This is a genomic window from Streptomyces sp. NC-S4 (assembly GCF_054353315.1).
Genome location: NZ_CM135937.1, coordinates 8,292,147 through 8,308,412, shown reverse-complemented (window position 1 = coordinate 8,308,412; position 16,266 = coordinate 8,292,147). Strand labels below are relative to the sequence as shown.

Annotated in this window: 15 protein-coding genes; 9 read left to right on the top strand and 6 right to left on the bottom strand. The window is 73.1% G+C overall.

The genetic code is table 11. The annotated features are described in order from the left end of the window. Positions 1–120: 120 nt before the first annotated feature. The 3 genes from ACXNSR_RS37220 (at position 121) to ACXNSR_RS37210 (ending at position 3,960) form a co-directional block, all read left to right on the top strand. Entirely contained in the window at positions 121–1,602 is a 1,482-nt protein-coding gene (locus ACXNSR_RS37220; protein ID WP_458639754.1) for an MFS transporter, read from the top strand. Positions 1,603–1,605: 3 nt separating this feature from the next. Beyond that, entirely contained in the window at positions 1,606–2,250 is a 645-nt protein-coding gene (locus tag ACXNSR_RS37215) for a DUF6629 family protein (RefSeq protein ID WP_458639753.1), read from the top strand. Positions 2,251–2,322: 72 nt separating this feature from the next. Next, positions 2,323–3,960, top strand: coding sequence for a GMC oxidoreductase (locus ACXNSR_RS37210; RefSeq protein WP_458639752.1), 1,638 nt, complete (start codon positions 2,323–2,325; stop codon positions 3,958–3,960). 86 nt (positions 3,961–4,046) lie between these two features. On the opposite strand, the gene ACXNSR_RS37205 is transcribed toward ACXNSR_RS37210, so the two are convergent. Continuing rightward, positions 4,047–4,640, bottom strand: coding sequence for a DUF3995 domain-containing protein (locus ACXNSR_RS37205; protein WP_458639751.1), 594 nt, complete (start codon positions 4,638–4,640; stop codon positions 4,047–4,049). A 75-nt stretch (positions 4,641–4,715) separates the two neighbouring features. Here ACXNSR_RS37205 and ACXNSR_RS37200 point away from each other — a divergent pair, with 75 nt between their 5' ends. Continuing rightward, positions 4,716–5,330, top strand: coding sequence for a TetR/AcrR family transcriptional regulator (locus tag ACXNSR_RS37200; RefSeq protein WP_458639750.1), 615 nt, complete (start codon positions 4,716–4,718; stop codon positions 5,328–5,330). A 111-nt stretch (positions 5,331–5,441) separates the two neighbouring features. On the opposite strand, the gene ACXNSR_RS37195 is transcribed toward ACXNSR_RS37200, so the two are convergent. The 4 genes from ACXNSR_RS37195 to ACXNSR_RS37180 all read right to left on the bottom strand — a co-directional run bounded on the left by ACXNSR_RS37195 (position 5,442) and on the right by ACXNSR_RS37180 (position 7,971). Further along, complete coding sequence (locus ACXNSR_RS37195; RefSeq protein ID WP_458639749.1) at positions 5,442–5,936, bottom strand: carboxymuconolactone decarboxylase family protein; 495 nt, start codon at positions 5,934–5,936, stop codon at positions 5,442–5,444. After that, a complete protein-coding gene (locus ACXNSR_RS37190) occupies positions 5,933–7,015 on the bottom strand; it encodes an NAD(P)H-dependent amine dehydrogenase family protein (protein WP_458639748.1) in 1,083 nt (360 codons plus the stop codon). Before ACXNSR_RS37190 ends, ACXNSR_RS37195 begins: the two co-directional genes overlap by 4 nt. Before the next feature lie 70 nt (positions 7,016–7,085). After that, complete coding sequence (locus ACXNSR_RS37185; protein WP_458639747.1) at positions 7,086–7,253, bottom strand: DUF6126 family protein; 168 nt, start codon at positions 7,251–7,253, stop codon at positions 7,086–7,088. 16 nt (positions 7,254–7,269) lie between these two features. Beyond that, complete coding sequence (locus ACXNSR_RS37180; protein ID WP_458639746.1) at positions 7,270–7,971, bottom strand: helix-turn-helix domain-containing protein; 702 nt, start codon at positions 7,969–7,971, stop codon at positions 7,270–7,272. 202 nt (positions 7,972–8,173) lie between these two features. Here ACXNSR_RS37180 and ACXNSR_RS37175 point away from each other — a divergent pair, with 202 nt between their 5' ends. The 3 genes from ACXNSR_RS37175 to ACXNSR_RS37165 all read left to right on the top strand — a co-directional run bounded on the left by ACXNSR_RS37175 (position 8,174) and on the right by ACXNSR_RS37165 (position 10,779). After that, positions 8,174–9,154: a magnesium transporter CorA family protein gene (locus tag ACXNSR_RS37175; protein WP_458639745.1), complete on the top strand. Its 981-nt coding sequence runs from the start codon at positions 8,174–8,176 to the stop codon at positions 9,152–9,154. A gap of 366 nt (positions 9,155–9,520) precedes the next feature. Continuing rightward, on the top strand, positions 9,521–9,772 hold the full coding sequence (locus tag ACXNSR_RS37170; protein WP_458639744.1) for a hypothetical protein: 252 nt from the start codon (positions 9,521–9,523) through the stop codon (positions 9,770–9,772). Next, entirely contained in the window at positions 9,769–10,779 is a 1,011-nt protein-coding gene (locus tag ACXNSR_RS37165) for an ATP-grasp domain-containing protein (protein WP_458639743.1), read from the top strand. Before ACXNSR_RS37170 ends, ACXNSR_RS37165 begins: the two co-directional genes overlap by 4 nt. A 161-nt stretch (positions 10,780–10,940) precedes the next feature. Here the strand turns inward: ACXNSR_RS37165 and ACXNSR_RS37160 are convergent, their stop codons facing one another. Next, positions 10,941–12,473, bottom strand: a complete 1,533-nt coding sequence (locus ACXNSR_RS37160; protein ID WP_458639742.1) for an ATP-dependent DNA ligase — start codon at positions 12,471–12,473, stop codon at positions 10,941–10,943. A gap of 163 nt (positions 12,474–12,636) precedes the next feature. Between ACXNSR_RS37160 and ACXNSR_RS37155 the strand changes: the two genes are divergently transcribed. Both ACXNSR_RS37155 and ACXNSR_RS37150 read left to right on the top strand, forming a co-directional pair. After that, positions 12,637–15,342, top strand: a complete 2,706-nt coding sequence (locus ACXNSR_RS37155; protein ID WP_458639741.1) for an alpha/beta fold hydrolase — start codon at positions 12,637–12,639, stop codon at positions 15,340–15,342. Continuing rightward, positions 15,339–16,214 (top strand): ABC transporter permease, encoded by an 876-nt coding sequence (locus ACXNSR_RS37150; protein ID WP_458639740.1) that lies wholly within the window; start codon positions 15,339–15,341, stop codon positions 16,212–16,214. The genes ACXNSR_RS37155 and ACXNSR_RS37150 overlap by 4 nt, the downstream gene beginning before the upstream one ends. Positions 16,215–16,266 lie beyond the last annotated feature (52 nt).

Genomic DNA, 16,266 nt, shown 5'->3' with positions numbered 1-16,266 from the left:
GCGCGTGACGTGCGCGGGTCATGGTGAAGGAGACGTCATGCTCATTACAAGGGTGGCTTTTCGGCCGTCCCGCGGTGCGCCCCGGTGGCCCGCACCGGCCGCGCGCGCCAGCCTGAAGACATGACTGCGCCCGCCGAGCCGTCCGGAGCCGGTGTCCCGATCGCGTCCGCACGCGGCCGGTGGATCCTGCTGACCACCGTGCTGGGCTCGACCATGGCCATGCTGGACGGGACCGTGGTGAACGTGGCGCTGCCGCGCATCGGGGAGGACCTCGACGCCGACCTGGCGGTGCTCCAGTGGACGGTGAACGCCTACCTGCTGACCCTGGCCGGGCTGATCCTGGTCGGCGGGTCGCTGAGCGACCGCTTCGGGCGGCGCCGGATCTTCGTGCTCGGCGTGGTGTGGTTCGCGGTCGGCTCACTGCTGTGCGGCATCGCGCCGAACGCCGGGGTGCTGATCGCCGCCCGAGCCCTGCAGGGCATCGGCGGGGCGCTGCTGGCGCCCGGCTCCCTCGCCCTGATCCAGGCGTCGATCCGCGCCGACGACCGGGGGCGGGCGATCGGCCTGTGGTCGGGGCTCGGCGGGGTGGGCGCGGCCGTGGGGCCGTTCCTGGGCGGCTGGCTGGTCGACGGGCCGGGCTGGCGGTGGGTGTTCCTGCTGAACGTGCCGCTGGCCGCGGTGTGCGTGCCGGTCGCCCTGCGGCACGTACCGGAATCGCGGGACCCGCAGGCGCGCGGGCGGTTCGACGTGGCCGGGGCCGCACTCGGCGCGGTCTCCCTGGGGCTGGTCACCTACGCGCTGATCGAGGCCCGGTCGGGCGCGCCGGCGGTGATCGCCGCCGCCGTGCTCGGGGTCCTGCTGGGCATCGCCTTCGTCCTGGTGGAGCGGCGCCGGCCCGACCCGATGGTGCCGCCGGACATCTTCGCGTCCCGGCTGTTCACCGCCGTCAACCTCGTCACCCTGTGCGTGTACGCGGCGATCGGCGGGTTCTTCTTCCTCGTCGTGCTCCAGCTCCAGGTGGTGTCCGGCTATTCGGCGCTGGCCGCCGGGGCCGCGATGCTGCCGACGACCCTCCTCATGCTCCTCCTGTCGGCGCGCTCGGGTGAGCTCGGCGAGCGGATCGGGCCGCGCGTCCCGCTCACCGTGGGGCCGCTGCTGTGCGCGGCCGGGACGCTGCTGATGCTGCGGGTGGGGCCGGCGGCCTCGTACGTACGGGACGTGCTGCCCGCGATGGTCGTCATGGGCATGGGCCTCGTGGCCCTGGTGGCCCCCCTGACGTCGACCGTGCTCGCCTCCGTGGACCCCGGCCGGGCGGGCCTGGCCAGCGGCATCAACAACGCGGCGGCGCGGGTGGCCGGGCTGCTCGCGGTGGCGGCGCTGCCGCTGCTGTCCGGGATGGGGCCGGAGTCTTACCGCTCGGCGACCCAGTTCGACGCCGCCTTCGGGCGGGCGATGCTCTGGTGCACCGGGGCGTTCGTGGCCGGTGCCGCCCTGGCCTGGGCGACCGTACGCTCCCCCGCGCCCGAGGCGTGCCACCCGCAGTGTCACACGTACTGCGCGGTGTCGGCCCCGCCGCTCGAACCCCGTGAGGAGTCCGGCTGACCCGTGTGCTGGAGCGCGACGGCCGATCTGGTGGCGGGCTCGGCGATCTGTGCCGCCGGGATCGCGTGCCTGGCGCGGGTGCGGCGGGCGCGTGACCTGCCCGTCGCCGCGCTGCCGCTGCTGCTCGGCGCGCACCAGCTGGTGGAGGCCGCGGTGTGGCGCACGGGCGGCGGCTGCTCCCCGGCCGCCACGGCCTGGGCGGTGATCGCCCTGCCGCTGCTGGCGCTCTGGGTGCCGGCCGGGGTCCTGCTGGCGGCCGCACCCGGGGTCCGGCGCCGGCTGTGGGCACCGCTGGCCACGGGTCTGGCCACCGCCGCCGTGCTCTCGTACTGCCTCGCGACGCGGCCGGTGACCGCCGAGATCCGGGGCCGCACCATCGGCTACGGCGTGAATGTTCCGTGGATGCCGCTGGTGCTGGCGGGCTACCTGTTCGCCACGCTGGGCTCGCTGCTGCTCGGGGGCGACCGGCGCCTGCGGATCCTCGGCATGGTGCTGGCGGCGGGGGCACTGGCCTGCTCAGCGCTGTGGCGGCTGGAATTCGCCTCCACCTGGTGCGCCTTCGCGGCGGTCGCGTCACTGCTGGTCTGGGGCTGGATCCGGCGCCCGCAGACCGTGGCGCTGTCACGCGATCGACCGAAAGTTTCCTAGACGTATGTAGTGACTTCACACGCGGCCAGCAGTAGAACTCGTTCCCATTCCCCCACGAGTGAGGAACGTCACATGAGCGACAACGCGCTGCCCAGAAAGAGCTCGAACGGGATCTCCCGCCGCGGATTCCTTGGTAGAACTGGTTCCATAATCGGCGCTGTGGCCCTGGCTGGTCACGTCACCCCGGCGCAGGCGGCCTCCCCATCCGCCTCGATCGCCGACGGTGCCCGCGTACCGGCCCTGGTCATCGGCACCGGCTACGGCGGCTCCGTCGCCGCCCTGCGGCTGGCGCAGGCCGGGGTGGACGTGCAGATGATCGAGATGGGCATGTCCTGGGACACGCCGGGCTCGGACGGCAAGATCTTCCCCAAGGTGACGAGCCCGGACTACCGCTCCTTCTGGCTGCGCACCCGGACCAAGGCGCCGCTCAGCAACTTCCTCGGTTTCCCGATCGACAAGGACGTCCCCAAGTACACCGGGATCCTGGACGCCGAGGACTTCGCCGGCATCACGGTCTACCAGGGCCGCGGGGTCGGTGGCGGTTCGCTGGTCAACGGCGGTATGGCGGTCACGCCCAAACGCGCCAACTTCGCCGCCGTCCTCCCCTCGGTGGACGCCGAGGAGATGTACGCCACCTACTACCCGAGGGCCAACGCCGGGCTCGGGGTCGGCATGATCGACCCGGCCTGGTTCGACACCGCCGACTGCTACCAGTTCTCCCGCGTCGGCCGCAAGCACGCACAGCGCTCAGGCTTCGCCTGGACCTTCGTACCCGACGTGTACGACTGGGACTACATGAAGGCGGAAGCCGCCGGCACCGTCACCAAGTCGGCCCTGGCGGGCGAGATCCTCTACGGCAACAACGCCGGCAAGAAGTCGCTCGTCCAGACCTACCTCGCCCGGGCCAGGGCCACCGGCCGGGTCACCATCTCCGCCCTGCACAGGGTCACTTCGGTCTCCCCGGCAGCCGGCGGCGGCTACACGGTCGCCATCGACCAGATCAACACCACCGGTGACACGGTGACCACCAAGACGGTGACCGCGGACCGGGTCTTCTTCGCGGCCGGCAGCGTCGGCACGAGCAAGCTCCTGGTCAAACTGAAGGCCACGGGCGCACTGCCGAACCTCAACGGCGAGGTCGGCAAGGGCTGGGGCGAGAACGGCAACGTCATGTGCGGCCGCGCCAACCACCTGTGGGACCCGACCGGCAAGCTCCAGTCGACCATCCCCTGTTCCGGCATCGACAACTGGGACGCGGGCGGCGCGTTCGCCGAGGTCGCACCGCTCCCCACCGGGATCGAGACGTACGCCTCGTTCTACCTGTCGATCACCAAGAACCCGAACCGCGCCGAGTTCACCTGGAACGCGGCGACCGGAGCGGCCGAGCTGAACTGGCAGACCGCCTGGAAGCAGCCGTCCATCTCCATGGCCAAGACGATCTTCGACAAGATCAACTCGAAGGAGGGCACGATCTACCGGACCGACCTGTTCGGCGGCAACAAGATCTGGAACGACACCCTCACCTACCACCCGCTCGGTGGCGCGGTCCTGAACAGGGCCACCGACAACTACGGGCGCCTGCACGGCTACACCGGCCTGTACGTGATCGACGGCGCGCTCATCCCCGGCAACGCGAGCGTGAACCCCTTCGTCACCATCACGGCGCTCGCCGAACGCAACATAGAGAAGATCATCGCCACCGACCTGTAGCCGCACGCGCCACGCACCACGCGCCACGCACCCGTGCGAACGCCCCGGGCCGAGCCGAGCCGGTGCGGCTCGGCCCGACAGCGGAGCTAGCGCCGCTCTTCGCCGGCCCGCCCGGTCGCGGCCCGGCGAAGGGCCTTCAGCGGCCGCCGGCCCCCTCGGGTGCGTGCCGCGACGTAGCCGGTCAGGAACGACAGGCCGAGGCACAGCGGCGAGTACAGCCGGAGGTCCATCGCCGTGTACCGGGCGGGAGCCTGCTGGACGTCCAGGCCGGACACGGCCAGCCCGCCCAGCCCGCGCGCCGCGAGCACGGCACAGACCGTCCACAGCCCCGCCCGGACGAGCCGGGCGCGGCCCAGCGCGGAGTCCGGCCGGGCGCCGGCCAGCACCAGACCCGCGGCCGCCGTCAGGAGCCCGGCCACCGCGGCCGTCGCCGCGGCGGACGGCAGCCCGTCCTCTCCCGTCCCCACCACGACCTCGGCCAGCTCCGCCGGGGAACTCAGCGGCCAGGGCGAGCGGGTCCAGACCGCGTGCAGGGCCGCGGCCGCGGCCAGGCCGCCCGCCGCCGCGACCGCCGCCGCCCGGACCGGTGCCGTCGCGCCCGCACCGCCCCCAGCCGGATGCTCCGCGCCCGCGCCCGCATCCGCGCCCGTCCCCCGGCCCGCTCCCGTCTCCGTGTCCATCGGTACCCCTTCCCCACGATCCCGCCGGTTTCCATACAGTGCTGTATGGATGATCCGTACACTACTGTACGGATCATGGCGAAGGGGCGAGTGAGCAAAGAGGACTGGACGATGGCGGCGCTGCGGGCGTTCTCCCGGGGCGGCGTCTCGGCCGTCGCCGTGGACGTCCTCGCCCGTGAGCTCGAGGTCTCGCGTGGCAGCTTCTACTGGCACTTCGAGAACCGGGACGCCCTGCTCGTCGCCGCGCTGGAGACCTGGGAGCTGCACGCCACCACCGAGGTCATCACCGCCTCGGACGCCCACGCGGACCCCTGGACGCGCGCCCGTTCCCTGCTGCTCGCCGCACTCGGCGACGAGGAGATCGCGGGTCTGGAGCCCGCACTGGGCGCCGCCCGCGACACCCACCCGGCCGTGGCCGACGTGGTCGACCGGGTGACCCGTACCCGGATCGCGTACCTCGGGGCCGTCTTCGCCGACCTGGGCTTCGCTCCGGCGGAGGCCCGCCACCGCGCGCTGGCCGCGTACGCCGCCTACCTGGGCTGGCTCGACCTGCGCCGCACCGCGCCCGACATCGCCCCCGAAACGCTGCCCGGCACACCGGCCGCGGAAGCGGCGCTCGACCACCTGATCGCCATGCTCGGGACCCCGCCCGGGACGGCGCCAACGGCCGGCGGCGCAGCCGGTGAGTGAGCGGGCCGGGGCATCAGCAGTGCGGCGTCCGCGGGCCGTCCGGGCCGTCCCCGCATCGCGCGGAGCGGCCCGGACGGCGGGGCGGGCGTCCGCTCAGGGGCGGACGCCGGCTCAGGGCCGGGGAGCCGGCTGACCCGGCAGCATGCACACGCTGTCCAGGCCGAGCACGTGGTTGAGCCGGCCGAAGGCCAGCCAGGACCCGATGCTCATCGTCAGCTCCACTATCTCCAGCTGGCTGTAGTGCGCGGTCATCCGGTCCCAGAACTCCTCGTCGAGACCGTGGTGGTCGAGGGTGTACCGCTCGGCGTACTCCGCCGCCAGCCGCGTGCGCTCGTCGAACGCACCGGTCGTACGCCACTCGGTGACCGCCTCGGGGAACTCCTCCTCGACCTTCTCCCCGTCCCGCTCGGTGCGCCAGTCCAGGCAGAAGACGCACCCGTTGATCTGCGCGACGCGCAGCCGGGCCGCCTCGAACTCGCGCAGGCCCAAAGTGGTGTGGGCGTACACCGACAGGGAGAAGTTCGCCGCGGCCATGCCGATGCCGGGGACCATGTCGCCCCACACGTACTCGATCGGGTGCTGGCCTTCGGGGATGTCGATCCTCATGACTGTTTCCTTCCGAGTCTGCCGACGGCGGGGCGCAGCGGGATGTCGAGGGCGTCGTAGAGGCCGGGCTCCGCCTCGGTGAGCCAGTCGATGGCGCCGACGAGGCGGCCGACGGCGGTCGCGTTGCCGCCCGCCGAGCGGTTCTCGCCCTCGTCCGTGGCCTCGATGGTGACCTCGATGCGCGGGCGGCCCTCGATGACGACCCGGTGGGCGCCGTCGCCGCCGTCGGGCGGCACGGGCCAGTCCGGTGCACACGAGGGGTGGATGCGGGTGACGTGCTCGATGACGATGCGCGGCTCGCCCTCGACGATGCCCTGCACCTCGAAGCGGATCGCGCCCTGGGTGCCGGCCTCGAACTCGCCCATGGTGCGGGTGGTCACGGTGGTGTCGAGGGCGCGGCGCTCCGACGTCTCGCGGATCTCGTCGAGTTCGACCCCGAGCGCCCGGGCCATCATCCGTATCTGCCCGCCCCACACCATGGTCGGGATCGAGGGCATGAGCATCATCGGCTCGAAGTCCATGGGGTGGCCCATGCCGATGAGGTTGCGGACGGAGTCCGGCTGGTCGTAGGTGGAGTAGTCGAAGATCTCCTGGCAGCGGATGACGTCGACGGTGGTGCCGAGTCCGCTGAGCAGGAGCGGAAGGACGTCGTTGCCCCACCCGGGGTCGACGCCGGAGGCGAAGAGCGAGCCGCCGCCCTCCGCGATCGCGGCGAGCACCGGGTCGCGGAACTCGGGCGGGGCGCTCCGGTGGTCGTAGAGCGGGTACAGGGCGGGGCTGACGACGACCGCGCCCGAGCGGACGGCGCGGGTGATGTCGGCGAGCGCCTCGTCGGGCCGGATGTCCCCGGACGCGGCGTACACCACGGCCCGGGGGCGGGCGGCGAGCACGGCTTCGACGTCGTCGGTGGCCTCGACCCCCAACAGGCGGTCGAGCCCGCCGAGTTCTCCCGCGTCGCGGCCGACCTTGGCTGGATTGTGGACGATGACTGCGCAGAGTTGGAGCGCGGGATGGGCCTCGACGGCACGGATCGCCAGACGGCCCACGTTGCCGGTACCCCAGACAACCGTGGAAATCATGCGCGGAGGGTAGCCACAGGTCCCGTACGTTGCCAGAGTCGCGCGGCCCGAACTCGTCCGCCTCCTGCGGCTACTGGTTCTGGCCTCCCAGGACGAAGAGGAGGTAGACGAAGAAGGCGAAGAGGTGGCCGACGAACAAGTAGGCGATCAGCCGGATGATCAGGCCGCGCGGGAACTTGGACTCGAAGCGGGCCCGCAGGGTCGCGGGCGCGGGCGCGGGCTTCTCGGCTTGGGACATGGGTACGGCTCCTCCGCTATCGGTGGTGCGTGGTCGTGGTGGATGCGGTCGTGGTGGGTCCGGTCGTGGTGGGTCCGGTCGTGGCGGCGCCGCCGAGGCAGAGCCCGGCCAGGCTGCTCTGCAGCAGCGTGTGGACGAAGAGCAGGTCGGCCCCGCCCGCGGAGGCCGCGCCGATCCGGTGCGGGGTGAGCGAGTCGAAGTGCGCGCTGTCCCCCGGCTCCAGCAGGTGCTCGGCCTCGCCCAGGTGCAGCCGCAGCCGCCCTTCCAGGACGTACAGCCACTCCTCACCGGGATGTACGCGGACCAGCTCACCCTGGCTGCGGCCGTGGGGCACGTGCACGCGCAGCGCCTGCATCCCCCGCCCGGAGCCGCCGGCCTGCCAGTACGTCCAGCCGTCGGCCTCGCGGGCGCCCGGTCCGCCGGCCCGTACGATGGGATCGGCCACGGCGGGGGTCTCGCCGAGCAGCTCGGAGACGGTCGTACCGTAGGTGCGGGCGAGTCCGAGCAGGAGCGGCAGCGAGGGCTGGCGCCGACCGGTCTCCAGGCGCGACAGGTGGGCCGGCGAGAGCCGGGCCCGGGCGGCGGCGGCCTCCAGGGTGAGCCCGGCGCGGCGGCGCAGGTCCCGCAGCTGCGGGGCCACGGCGGGCAGCTCGTCCGCCGGTTCGTCGGGACCGGCCGCGCCTCCAGGGCCGGGGCCGGTGTCGGATCCGGGTGTCATACACCGATTGAGCCAGATTCTTGCCTGCCTGGCAAACCACCTTGCCTCTGAGGCAAACCCTCCTCCGCGGGCGGACCGGCCTCACCTGTTCGAGGGCCCGCCGCCGGGCGAATGCGTCACCACGGTTGCGCGGGGTCCCCCTCCGTACAGGCTGGGAGCCACGGCACCGGATGACCTACGGCGAGGGACGATGATCGTATCGATGCTGTCCATGCCGGAGGGCACGCTGACCCGCGGTCACGTGTCGGAGGCACGCGAGCGTCTCGCCACGTCCCGCTTCCTGTTCGTGAACGTGGAACTGCCCGAGGACGGCACGTCCGACGAACCGCCGCTCGCCCATCTGCTCGGCCTGGAGGACGAGGACCTGGCGTGGCTCGGGCGGAGGGGGGAATCCGCCCGGGCGGAGATCTTCGGGGAGAGCGGCGCGTTCGTCGTCCCGGCGGTCGACGCGGACCGGGTCGTCCATGTGCACGCCCTGGTGACCGAGCGGTACCTCCTCACGGTGCACCGGGGGCCGGCCCCGCTGATCGGGAACGTCACCGCCCGCTTCCCGCTCGAAAGTCCGCCGGACTCCGTGGCCATGCTGTTCCTGCTGCTCGACGAGGCCATGGAGACCTACCGCCGGGCCGCCGTCCAGGCCCTGCTGGAGGTGGAGGACCTGGAGGACGCCATGTTCCGCCGGCGCGATCCCGAGCAGCTCTACCGCCTGTCGCGGCTGCGGCGCACCGCGGCCCTGCTCCACCACACCCTCCTGCCCTACCACCGGGTGGCGGAGGAGAGCGTCACGCGCCGGGTGATGAACCGCGGCTTCCACCAGGAACGCCAGCAGCTCGTCCGTGAGTACCGGCGCACCGCGAACCTGGTGCTCACGGACATCGAATCCCTCCAGGAGACAGCCCGGCGGGCCTTCGGCAGCTACGCCTCCCTGGTGTCCGGCGACCAGAACGGAGTGATCAACCGCCTGGCCGTGGTGTCGACGATCTTCCTGCCACTGACCTTCCTGACGGGGTTCTTCGGCATGAACTTCGCCTATCTGACGGACGAGCTGGAGAGCGGAGCCGTCTTCTGGCTGCTCGCCGTGGGCCTGCAGGTGGTCTTCCTGCTCGTGGCCCTCTACGTCCTCCACCGCACCCGCCTGTGGCGGATGCTCCGCGAGGACGACAGCGACCCCGACGACGAGTAGGCGGCAGCGCCCGTGCGACGTCATGACTGCGCATCCGGTCCCCGGGCCGCCTTGCACGGCCGTCTCCGGACCCGGCGGAACGCCGGCGCCTTCTCCGTCCGAAACGGACCCTGTTCGGCAGATGCCGTCCGCCCGCCCTCGTCCTGACCGGTTGTGCAGTCCGCTCCTGAGACAGCCTCATGGTTGAGCGAGAAACCTTCAGCCATCGCCCTCCGCCCCGAACGCACCTTCCCAGGTGGTTAGTTGAAGGGTCGACCAGTGCACCCCGGCCGGATGCGCCCTGCATACAAAGGTGGTTCAGTGGAAGGAGAAGGCATTCCACATCCGGACTCGGGGGAAGACAGACGAGCGAGGGAGGCCGTCACCATGAACGGCTTCAAGCTTGGCGAGCCGCTGGACCAGAAGCGCGCAGACTTCACCAACACCGCCCCGCCGGTGGTGTTCAGCACCCAGGCAACCGGATACGTAGAGATGAAGACACCGGAGGAGCTGCGCGCCTGGGAAGAGGCCGTGCGGACGACCACCGGACTGGAGATCTCCGCCGATATCATGGCGGCCCACGCCTGTGAGACCGGGTGCGGCCCCCACTGCTGCTCCGACATGTGTGACGCGGCATGATCCTGGCACTGTCGTTCCGCGACGACTTGCACGCCATCGCGGTACAGCACGCCGTGCGCGCCCGCGGCCGGGAGTTCCACATCGTGGAGTGCGACGCGGTGAGCGGCAGACCGGGTCTGACCTGGCAGCTGTCCGGGGAGCCCGATGGATCCGGCGCCTCGGCCGCGGTGCCGACGTCGGAGGGAGGGACCGTGCCCTTGGCTCAGGCGGAGCTGCTGTGGTGGCGCCGCGCGCGGGCGGACCAGCAGCTCACCGTGTCCGCGTCGGCGCCGTCCGGCCCGTCGCCGTCCGCCCCGCCGCCCGACGACGGTCGCGGTGCGCAGCAGGTCAGCCTGGTCAACAACGACTGCCGCGGAGCGCTGGCGGGCATCCTGGCCGCCTCGTTCCGCGGCGAGTGGATCTCGCCGCCGGAGGCGACCGACCGGGCGTCGGACAAGGTCTACCAGCTGTGGGTGGCCCGGCAGGCCGGCTTCCGGGTTCCGCGGACGCTGATCACCCAATCCCGCGACGAGGTGGTCGAGTTCACCCGCGACGTCGGGCGGGTCATCGTCAAGCCCGTCGTGGGCGCGCGCGGCCCGTCCCTCTACACCCAGTGGATCCAGAACCCGCAGGCGCTGCCGACGGAGTCCTACGCCGTGTGCCCCGCGACGTACCAGGAGTACGTTCCGGGTCGGCACCACATCCGGCTCAACTGCTTCGGCGACCGCATGTTCGCGGCGCTGATCGAGACGGAGGAGCTGGACTGGCGCCCCGACCTCAGCGTGCCGATCTCCCGCTGGCCGGTCCCCCGGGATCTGGCCCGGCGGGTCCGCACGGTGCTCGACCGGCTCGGGCTGCGCATGGGCGTGATCGACCTGAAGCTCACACCGGAAGGTGAACCGGTCTGGCTGGAAGTCAACCCGCAGGGGCAGTTCCTGTTCCTGGAGCCCATCACCGGTGAGCCGTTGACCGACCACTTCGCCGACTACCTGGTGTCGACGGCCGCAGCGGGAGGCGGGTGCCGCTAGGTCGTCTCTTCCGGATCTTGTCGGCCGAGCCCGCGGCGTCCGGTGCCGTGGATGGCAAGGCGGAGGGACGCACCGCGTACTGGACGTACTCGGGCGCCCCGACAACGCGGCCGGGCGCGGTGCCGGACGCCGCGGGCCCGGCAAGATCCGGAAGAGACGGCCTAGCCGCCGTGGGCCGCCAGGACCGCGGCTACCGTGTCCGCCTCGCTCGCCCGTTTGTCCGGGCGGTGGCGCACGACGCGGGCGAAGCGGAGGGTCACGCCGGCCGGGTACCGGGAGGAGCGCTGCAGGCCGTCGTAGGCGATCTCGACGACCAGTTCCGGGCGGACCCGGACGGTGAAGCCGTCGTCCTCGACCGCCAGCTCGCGCAGCCGTCGCGTCTGCCAGCGCAGCATCTCGTCGGTGAGCCCCTTGAAGGTCTTGCCGAGCATGGCGTACGTCCCGTCGCCGGTGCCCGCTCCCAGGTGCAGGTTCGACAGCAGGCCGGTGCGCCTCCCGTGGCCCCATTCCGCGGCGAGGACCACCAGGTCCAGGGTGTGCACCGGTTTGACCTTGAGCCAGTGTTTGCCGCGCCGGCCGGCCGCGTAGGACGAGTCCAGGGACTTGACGACAACCCCCTCGTGGCCGCGGCGCAACGTCTCGGCCCAGAACTCCTCGGCCTCGGCGCCCTGCTCCGCCGGGTCCTCGACGGCGAGGCGGCGGACCCGGGCGTCCGGCGGTACGAGCGCGGTGAGGGCGGCGTACCGCTCGCGCACCGGCAGGTCGAGGAGGACGTCCTCGCCCACCGCCAGGACGTCGAAGAAGTAAGGGGCGACCGCGAGCGCGCGCCGGGCGGCGTCGACGTCGACCCGGGAGCCGACCCGGCTCGCGATCTCCTGGAAGGGGACGGGGCGGCCGTCCGCCGCCCGTCCGATGACCTCCCCGTCGAGGATGAACCGCTCCCCCGGCAGCGACCGGGCCAGCTCCGCCACCTCCGGCAGCCGCCCCGTGATCTCGTCCAGGGAGCGCGTGTACACCCGTACGTCCTCGCCCTCCCGGTGGACCTGGACCCGGATCCCGTCCAGTTTCTCCTCCACCGCGCACGGCCCGAGCGCCGCCAGCGCCTCGGCGACCGACTTCGCCGTGCCCGCCAGCATCGGCTGTACGGGCTGCCCCACGCGCAGCGTGACCGCGCGCAGCGCCTGCGCGCCGTCGGCCAGTACGGCCGCCGCCACCCGGGGCAGCGAGCCGTCCAGCATCACCGCCCGGCGCAGCGCGGCCGCCGGTACGCGGGCGGCCGCGGCCACCCCCTCCAGGGCCACCGCGTCGAGCGCGCCCTGGCGCACCTCGCCGGACAGCAGGGCGCGCAGGAACACCTGCTCGTCCGCGGTGGCCCGGCCCAGCAGGTCGGCGAGGATCCCGGCACGCCGCTCGACGGACCCGGTGCCCGTCACCGCGGCCAGTTCGCCGACCGCGGTATCGACGTCGCGGACGGTCAGGGCGGGCTCCGCGGCCGGTTCCACCTCCTGGCCGAGCGTGCGCCACCCGATGCCGGGGCGGCCCTGCGGGAGGCGCCCGGAGAGGTAGGAGATGACCAGGCCGGCCTCCTCGGGCGGCGCGGCGGCGAAGAGCCCGGCGAGCAGGGCGCTCTTGCCCGACCGTGCGGAGGTGTCGGCGACCTCCCGGGACACGCGCGCGACGTCGGCCAGCAGCATGCGGCCATCCTCCCGCCCCCGGACGCACCGCGCAGGTCGGAGCCGGGCCGGGGACGTGTACCGCAGGTGCGGTACACGCGGGGCCCGGCCTACGCCTCGAGAAGGTGGGCGGTTCCGCCTGTGGGTGCTCGGAGCCCGGTGAAAGGGCCCTTAGGGTGCCCATATGAAGCTCCGAATGCCCCGGCGCCGCCGCGACCGTCTGCTCGCGGGCGCCGCCGCGCTCGCGGTCGTGGCGGGGGCCGGTACGTGGACGGCCGCGTCCGCGGCCGGTGACGAACCCGCCGTGCACCGCCAGGACCAGATCGTGAACATGCCCGGCGCCGGGATCGACACCTCCTATTTCACGGCGGGCGACGGTGCGCAGAAGCGTCCCGCCGTCCTCCTCGGGCACGGTTTCGGCGGCAGCAAGGACGATGTCCGCGAGCAGGCCGAGCGCCTCGCCCGGGACGGGTACGCCGTCCTGACCTGGTCGGCGCGCGGCTTCGGCCGCTCCGAGGGCCGGATCGGCCTGAACGACCCCGCCTACGAGGTCAAGGACGTCTCCCGGCTCGTCGACTGGCTCGCCGCCCGGCCCGAGGTGCGGCTCGACGCCGCGGGTGATCCCCGCGTCGGCATCTCGGGCGCCTCCTACGGCGGCGCGATCTCACTGCTCGCGGCCGGGTACGACCCGCGGGTCGACGCGATCGCCCCGCAGATCACGTACTGGAACCTCGCGGACTCCCTCTTCCCGAACGGCGTCTTCAAGAAGCTCTGGTCCGGCATCTTCTTCACCAGCGGCTCGACGGACGGGATGCAGCGGGCGCTGCCCGGACAGCGGCCGGACTCCGCCGCCGCACCCGGCTGCGGACGGTTCCAGCCCGAGCTCTGCGCGATGTACGAACGGGTCGCGGTGGCGGGCAAGCCCGATCCCGAGGCCCGCGCCCTGCTGGAGCAGCGCAGTCCGTCGGCGGTCGGCGACCGGATCAAGGTGCCGACCCTGATCGTGCAGGGCCAGGACGATTCCCTCTTCCCGCTGGACCAGGCCGATGCCATGGCCAAGGCCATCGCGGCGAACGGCGCGCCCGTCTCCGTGGACTGGGCGGCCGGCGGGCACGACGGCGGGATGCGCGAGGCCGACCGGGTCGAGGCCCGGGTGGCCTCCTGGTTCGACCGTCACCTCAAGGGGGACGAGGGCGCCGACACCGGCCCGGCGTTCCGGGTGACGCGCTCCGGGGGCATCGACTCCACCGACGGTACGGTCACCCTGCGCGGCGCGACCGGCGAGCGGTACCCCGGGCTGGAATCCGGACCCCGGGAGTTCGCCCTGACGGGGCCGGAGCAGACCTTCGCCAATCCGGCGGGCGGCGCGCCTCCCGCCCTGTCCGCGCTCCCGGGCATCGGCGGGCAGCTCGCCGCCTTCGGGGCCGGGCTCTCCCTGGACTTCCCCGGGCAGAACGCCCGGTTCGAGTCGGCGCCGCTGACCGAGGACGTGACGGTCACCGGCACTCCGACCCTCACCCTCAAGGTGAGGTCGAGCGCCGAGGACGGCTCGGCCGTCCTGTTCGGCAAGGTGTACGACGTGGGGCCCGACGGCCGTCAGCAGGTGCTGCCGAGCCAGCTGGTCGCCCCGGTGCGGGTGGAGAACGCGCGGGAGGGCACGACCGTGCGGCTGCGGCTGCCCGCGATCGACCACTCCGTCGAGGCCGGGCACCGGCTGCGGCTGGTGATCGCCGCGACCGACCTCGGCTACGCGACCCCGGCGGCGCCGGCCACCTATACCGTCGCCGTGGACGGCCCGCTGGCCGTGCCCGTCGCCGCGCAGGTGCGGACCGCCTCGGCCGGGCTGCCCGCCTGGACCTGGTGGCTGCCGCTGGGCGCGGTGGCCCTGGCCGCGGCGCTGCTCGGGATCCGGCGGACCGGCCGGGGCGCCGGCGGGCCGGGGCCGGGCGCCTCGCAGCCGGACCCCGCACTGGCCGACGTACCGCTGGAGATCACCGGCCTGACGAAGCGCTACGCGAAGGCGCAGGACCGGTACGCGGTGCGGGACCTGTCCTTCCGCGTCGAGAAGGGGCAGGTCCTGGGCCTGCTCGGGCCCAACGGCGCCGGGAAGACCACCACCCTGCGGATGCTGATGGGGCTGATCTCGCCGGACGCCGGGGAGATCCGTGTGTTCGGGCACGCGGTACGGGCAGGGGCGCCGGTGCTGTCACGGGTGGGGGCCTTCGTGGAGGGCGCCGGATTCCTTCCGCACCTGACGGGCCGCGCCAATCTGGAGCTGTACTGGCAGGCCACCGGCCGCCCTGCCGAGGACTCGCACATGGCGGAGGCCCTGGAGATCGCGGGGCTCGGCGACGCGCTGGAGCGCGCGGTGCGCACGTACTCGCAGGGCATGCGCCAGCGCCTGGCGATCGCGCAGGCCATGCTCGGCATGCCGGACCTGCTGATCCTGGACGAGCCGACGAACGGTCTGGACCCGCCGCAGATCCGGGAGATGCGGGACGTGATGATCCGCTACGCCGCGGGCGGGCGGACGGTCATCGTCTCGAGCCACCTCCTGTCGGAGGTGGAGCAGTCCTGTACGCACCTGGTGGTCATGGACCGCGGGCAGCGGGTGGCGGCGGGCGAGGTCGCCGAGATCACCGGCGGCGGGGACACCCTGCTGGTGACGCTGGCGGAGCCGGTGGACGAGGTGTGCGTCGAGAAGGTGGCGGCGCTGGAGGGAGTGGGTTCCGTGGTGGCCGCCGACGACGGGCTGCTCGTACGGCTCGAAGGCGCGACCGCCGCGGGGCTGATCGCCGAACTCGTGCGGCTGGAGGTGCCGGTGAGCGGAGTGGGACCGCACCGGCGACTGGAGGACGCGTTCCTCACCCTGATCGGAGGTGCGGCGTGAGTACGGCGACGACGACGGTGCGGGAGGTGGCTCCGGGCTACCGGGCGAGCCGTACGCTGCCGCTGCGCGTGGAGGCACTGCGGCAGTGGCGCCGGCGGCGGACGCTGGTGATGGGCGGGGTGCTGGCCGCGCTGCCCTTCATTCTGATGATCGCGTTCGCGGTCGGCGGCGGGCCGGGCAGCCGGGGCGGCGGGAACGGCCGGATCACCCTGATCGACACGGCGACGGCCTCGGGGGCGAACTTCGCCGCCACCTGTCTGTTCGTCTCGGCAGGCTTCCTGCTGGTGGTGCCGGTGGCGCTGTTCTGCGGGGACACCGTGGCCTCGGAGGCGAGCTGGTCCTCGCTGCGCTACCTGCTGGCCGCGCCGGTGCCCCGGGCGCGGCTGCTGTGGAGCAAGCTGGTGGTCGCGCTGGGCTTCAGCCTGGCGGCGATGGTGCTGCTGCCGGTGGTGGCGCTGGCGGCGGGCACGGCCGCGTACGGGTGGGGGCCGCTCAAGCTCCCGGCGGGCGGGGCGCTGGCGGCCGGGGACACCGTGCCGCGGCTCGCGCTGGCGGTGGCCTTCGTGTTCGTGTCGCAGCTGGTGACGGCGGGGCTGGCGTTCTGGCTGTCGACGCGGACGGACGCACCGCTGGGCGCGGTGGGCGGGGCGGTCGGGCTCACGATCGTCGGCAACGTGCTGGACGCGGTGACGGCGCTCGGGTCGTGGCGGGAGTTCCTGCCGGCGCACTGGCAGTTCGCATGGGCGGACGCGCTGCAGCCGCAGCTGGAGTGGGGCGGGATGGTCAAGGGGGCAGTGGTGTCGGTGTCGTACGCGCTGGTGCTGTTCGCACTCGCCTTCCGCGGGTTCTCCCGCAAGGACATCGTGTCCTGACGGGGCGTGACGCAACGGCGCGGCACCGGGCGCCCCTCGTGGAGAGGGGCGC

Excerpts from the sequence above, each read along its gene's own strand:
- ACXNSR_RS37220 (WP_458639754.1), top strand. The coding sequence starts at position 121 with ATGACTGCGCCCGCCGAGCCGTCCGGAGCCGGTGTCCCGATCGCGTCC.
- ACXNSR_RS37210 (WP_458639752.1), top strand. The coding sequence starts at position 2,323 with ATGAGCGACAACGCGCTGCCCAGAAAGAGCTCGAACGGGATCTCCCGC.
- ACXNSR_RS37205 (WP_458639751.1), bottom strand. The coding sequence starts at position 4,640 with ATGGACACGGAGACGGGAGCGGGCCGGGGGACGGGCGCGGATGCGGGC.
- ACXNSR_RS37200 (WP_458639750.1), top strand. The coding sequence starts at position 4,716 with ATGGCGAAGGGGCGAGTGAGCAAAGAGGACTGGACGATGGCGGCGCTG.
- ACXNSR_RS37195 (WP_458639749.1), bottom strand. The coding sequence starts at position 5,936 with ATGAGGATCGACATCCCCGAAGGCCAGCACCCGATCGAGTACGTGTGG.
- ACXNSR_RS37190 (WP_458639748.1), bottom strand. The coding sequence starts at position 7,015 with ATGATTTCCACGGTTGTCTGGGGTACCGGCAACGTGGGCCGTCTGGCG.
- ACXNSR_RS37185 (WP_458639747.1), bottom strand. The coding sequence starts at position 7,253 with ATGTCCCAAGCCGAGAAGCCCGCGCCCGCGCCCGCGACCCTGCGGGCC.
- ACXNSR_RS37180 (WP_458639746.1), bottom strand. The coding sequence starts at position 7,971 with ATGACACCCGGATCCGACACCGGCCCCGGCCCTGGAGGCGCGGCCGGT.
- ACXNSR_RS37175 (WP_458639745.1), top strand. The coding sequence starts at position 8,174 with ATGCTGTCCATGCCGGAGGGCACGCTGACCCGCGGTCACGTGTCGGAG.
- ACXNSR_RS37170 (WP_458639744.1), top strand. The coding sequence starts at position 9,521 with ATGAACGGCTTCAAGCTTGGCGAGCCGCTGGACCAGAAGCGCGCAGAC.
- ACXNSR_RS37165 (WP_458639743.1), top strand. The coding sequence starts at position 9,769 with ATGATCCTGGCACTGTCGTTCCGCGACGACTTGCACGCCATCGCGGTA.
- ACXNSR_RS37160 (WP_458639742.1), bottom strand. The coding sequence starts at position 12,473 with ATGCTGCTGGCCGACGTCGCGCGCGTGTCCCGGGAGGTCGCCGACACC.
- ACXNSR_RS37155 (WP_458639741.1), top strand. The coding sequence starts at position 12,637 with ATGAAGCTCCGAATGCCCCGGCGCCGCCGCGACCGTCTGCTCGCGGGC.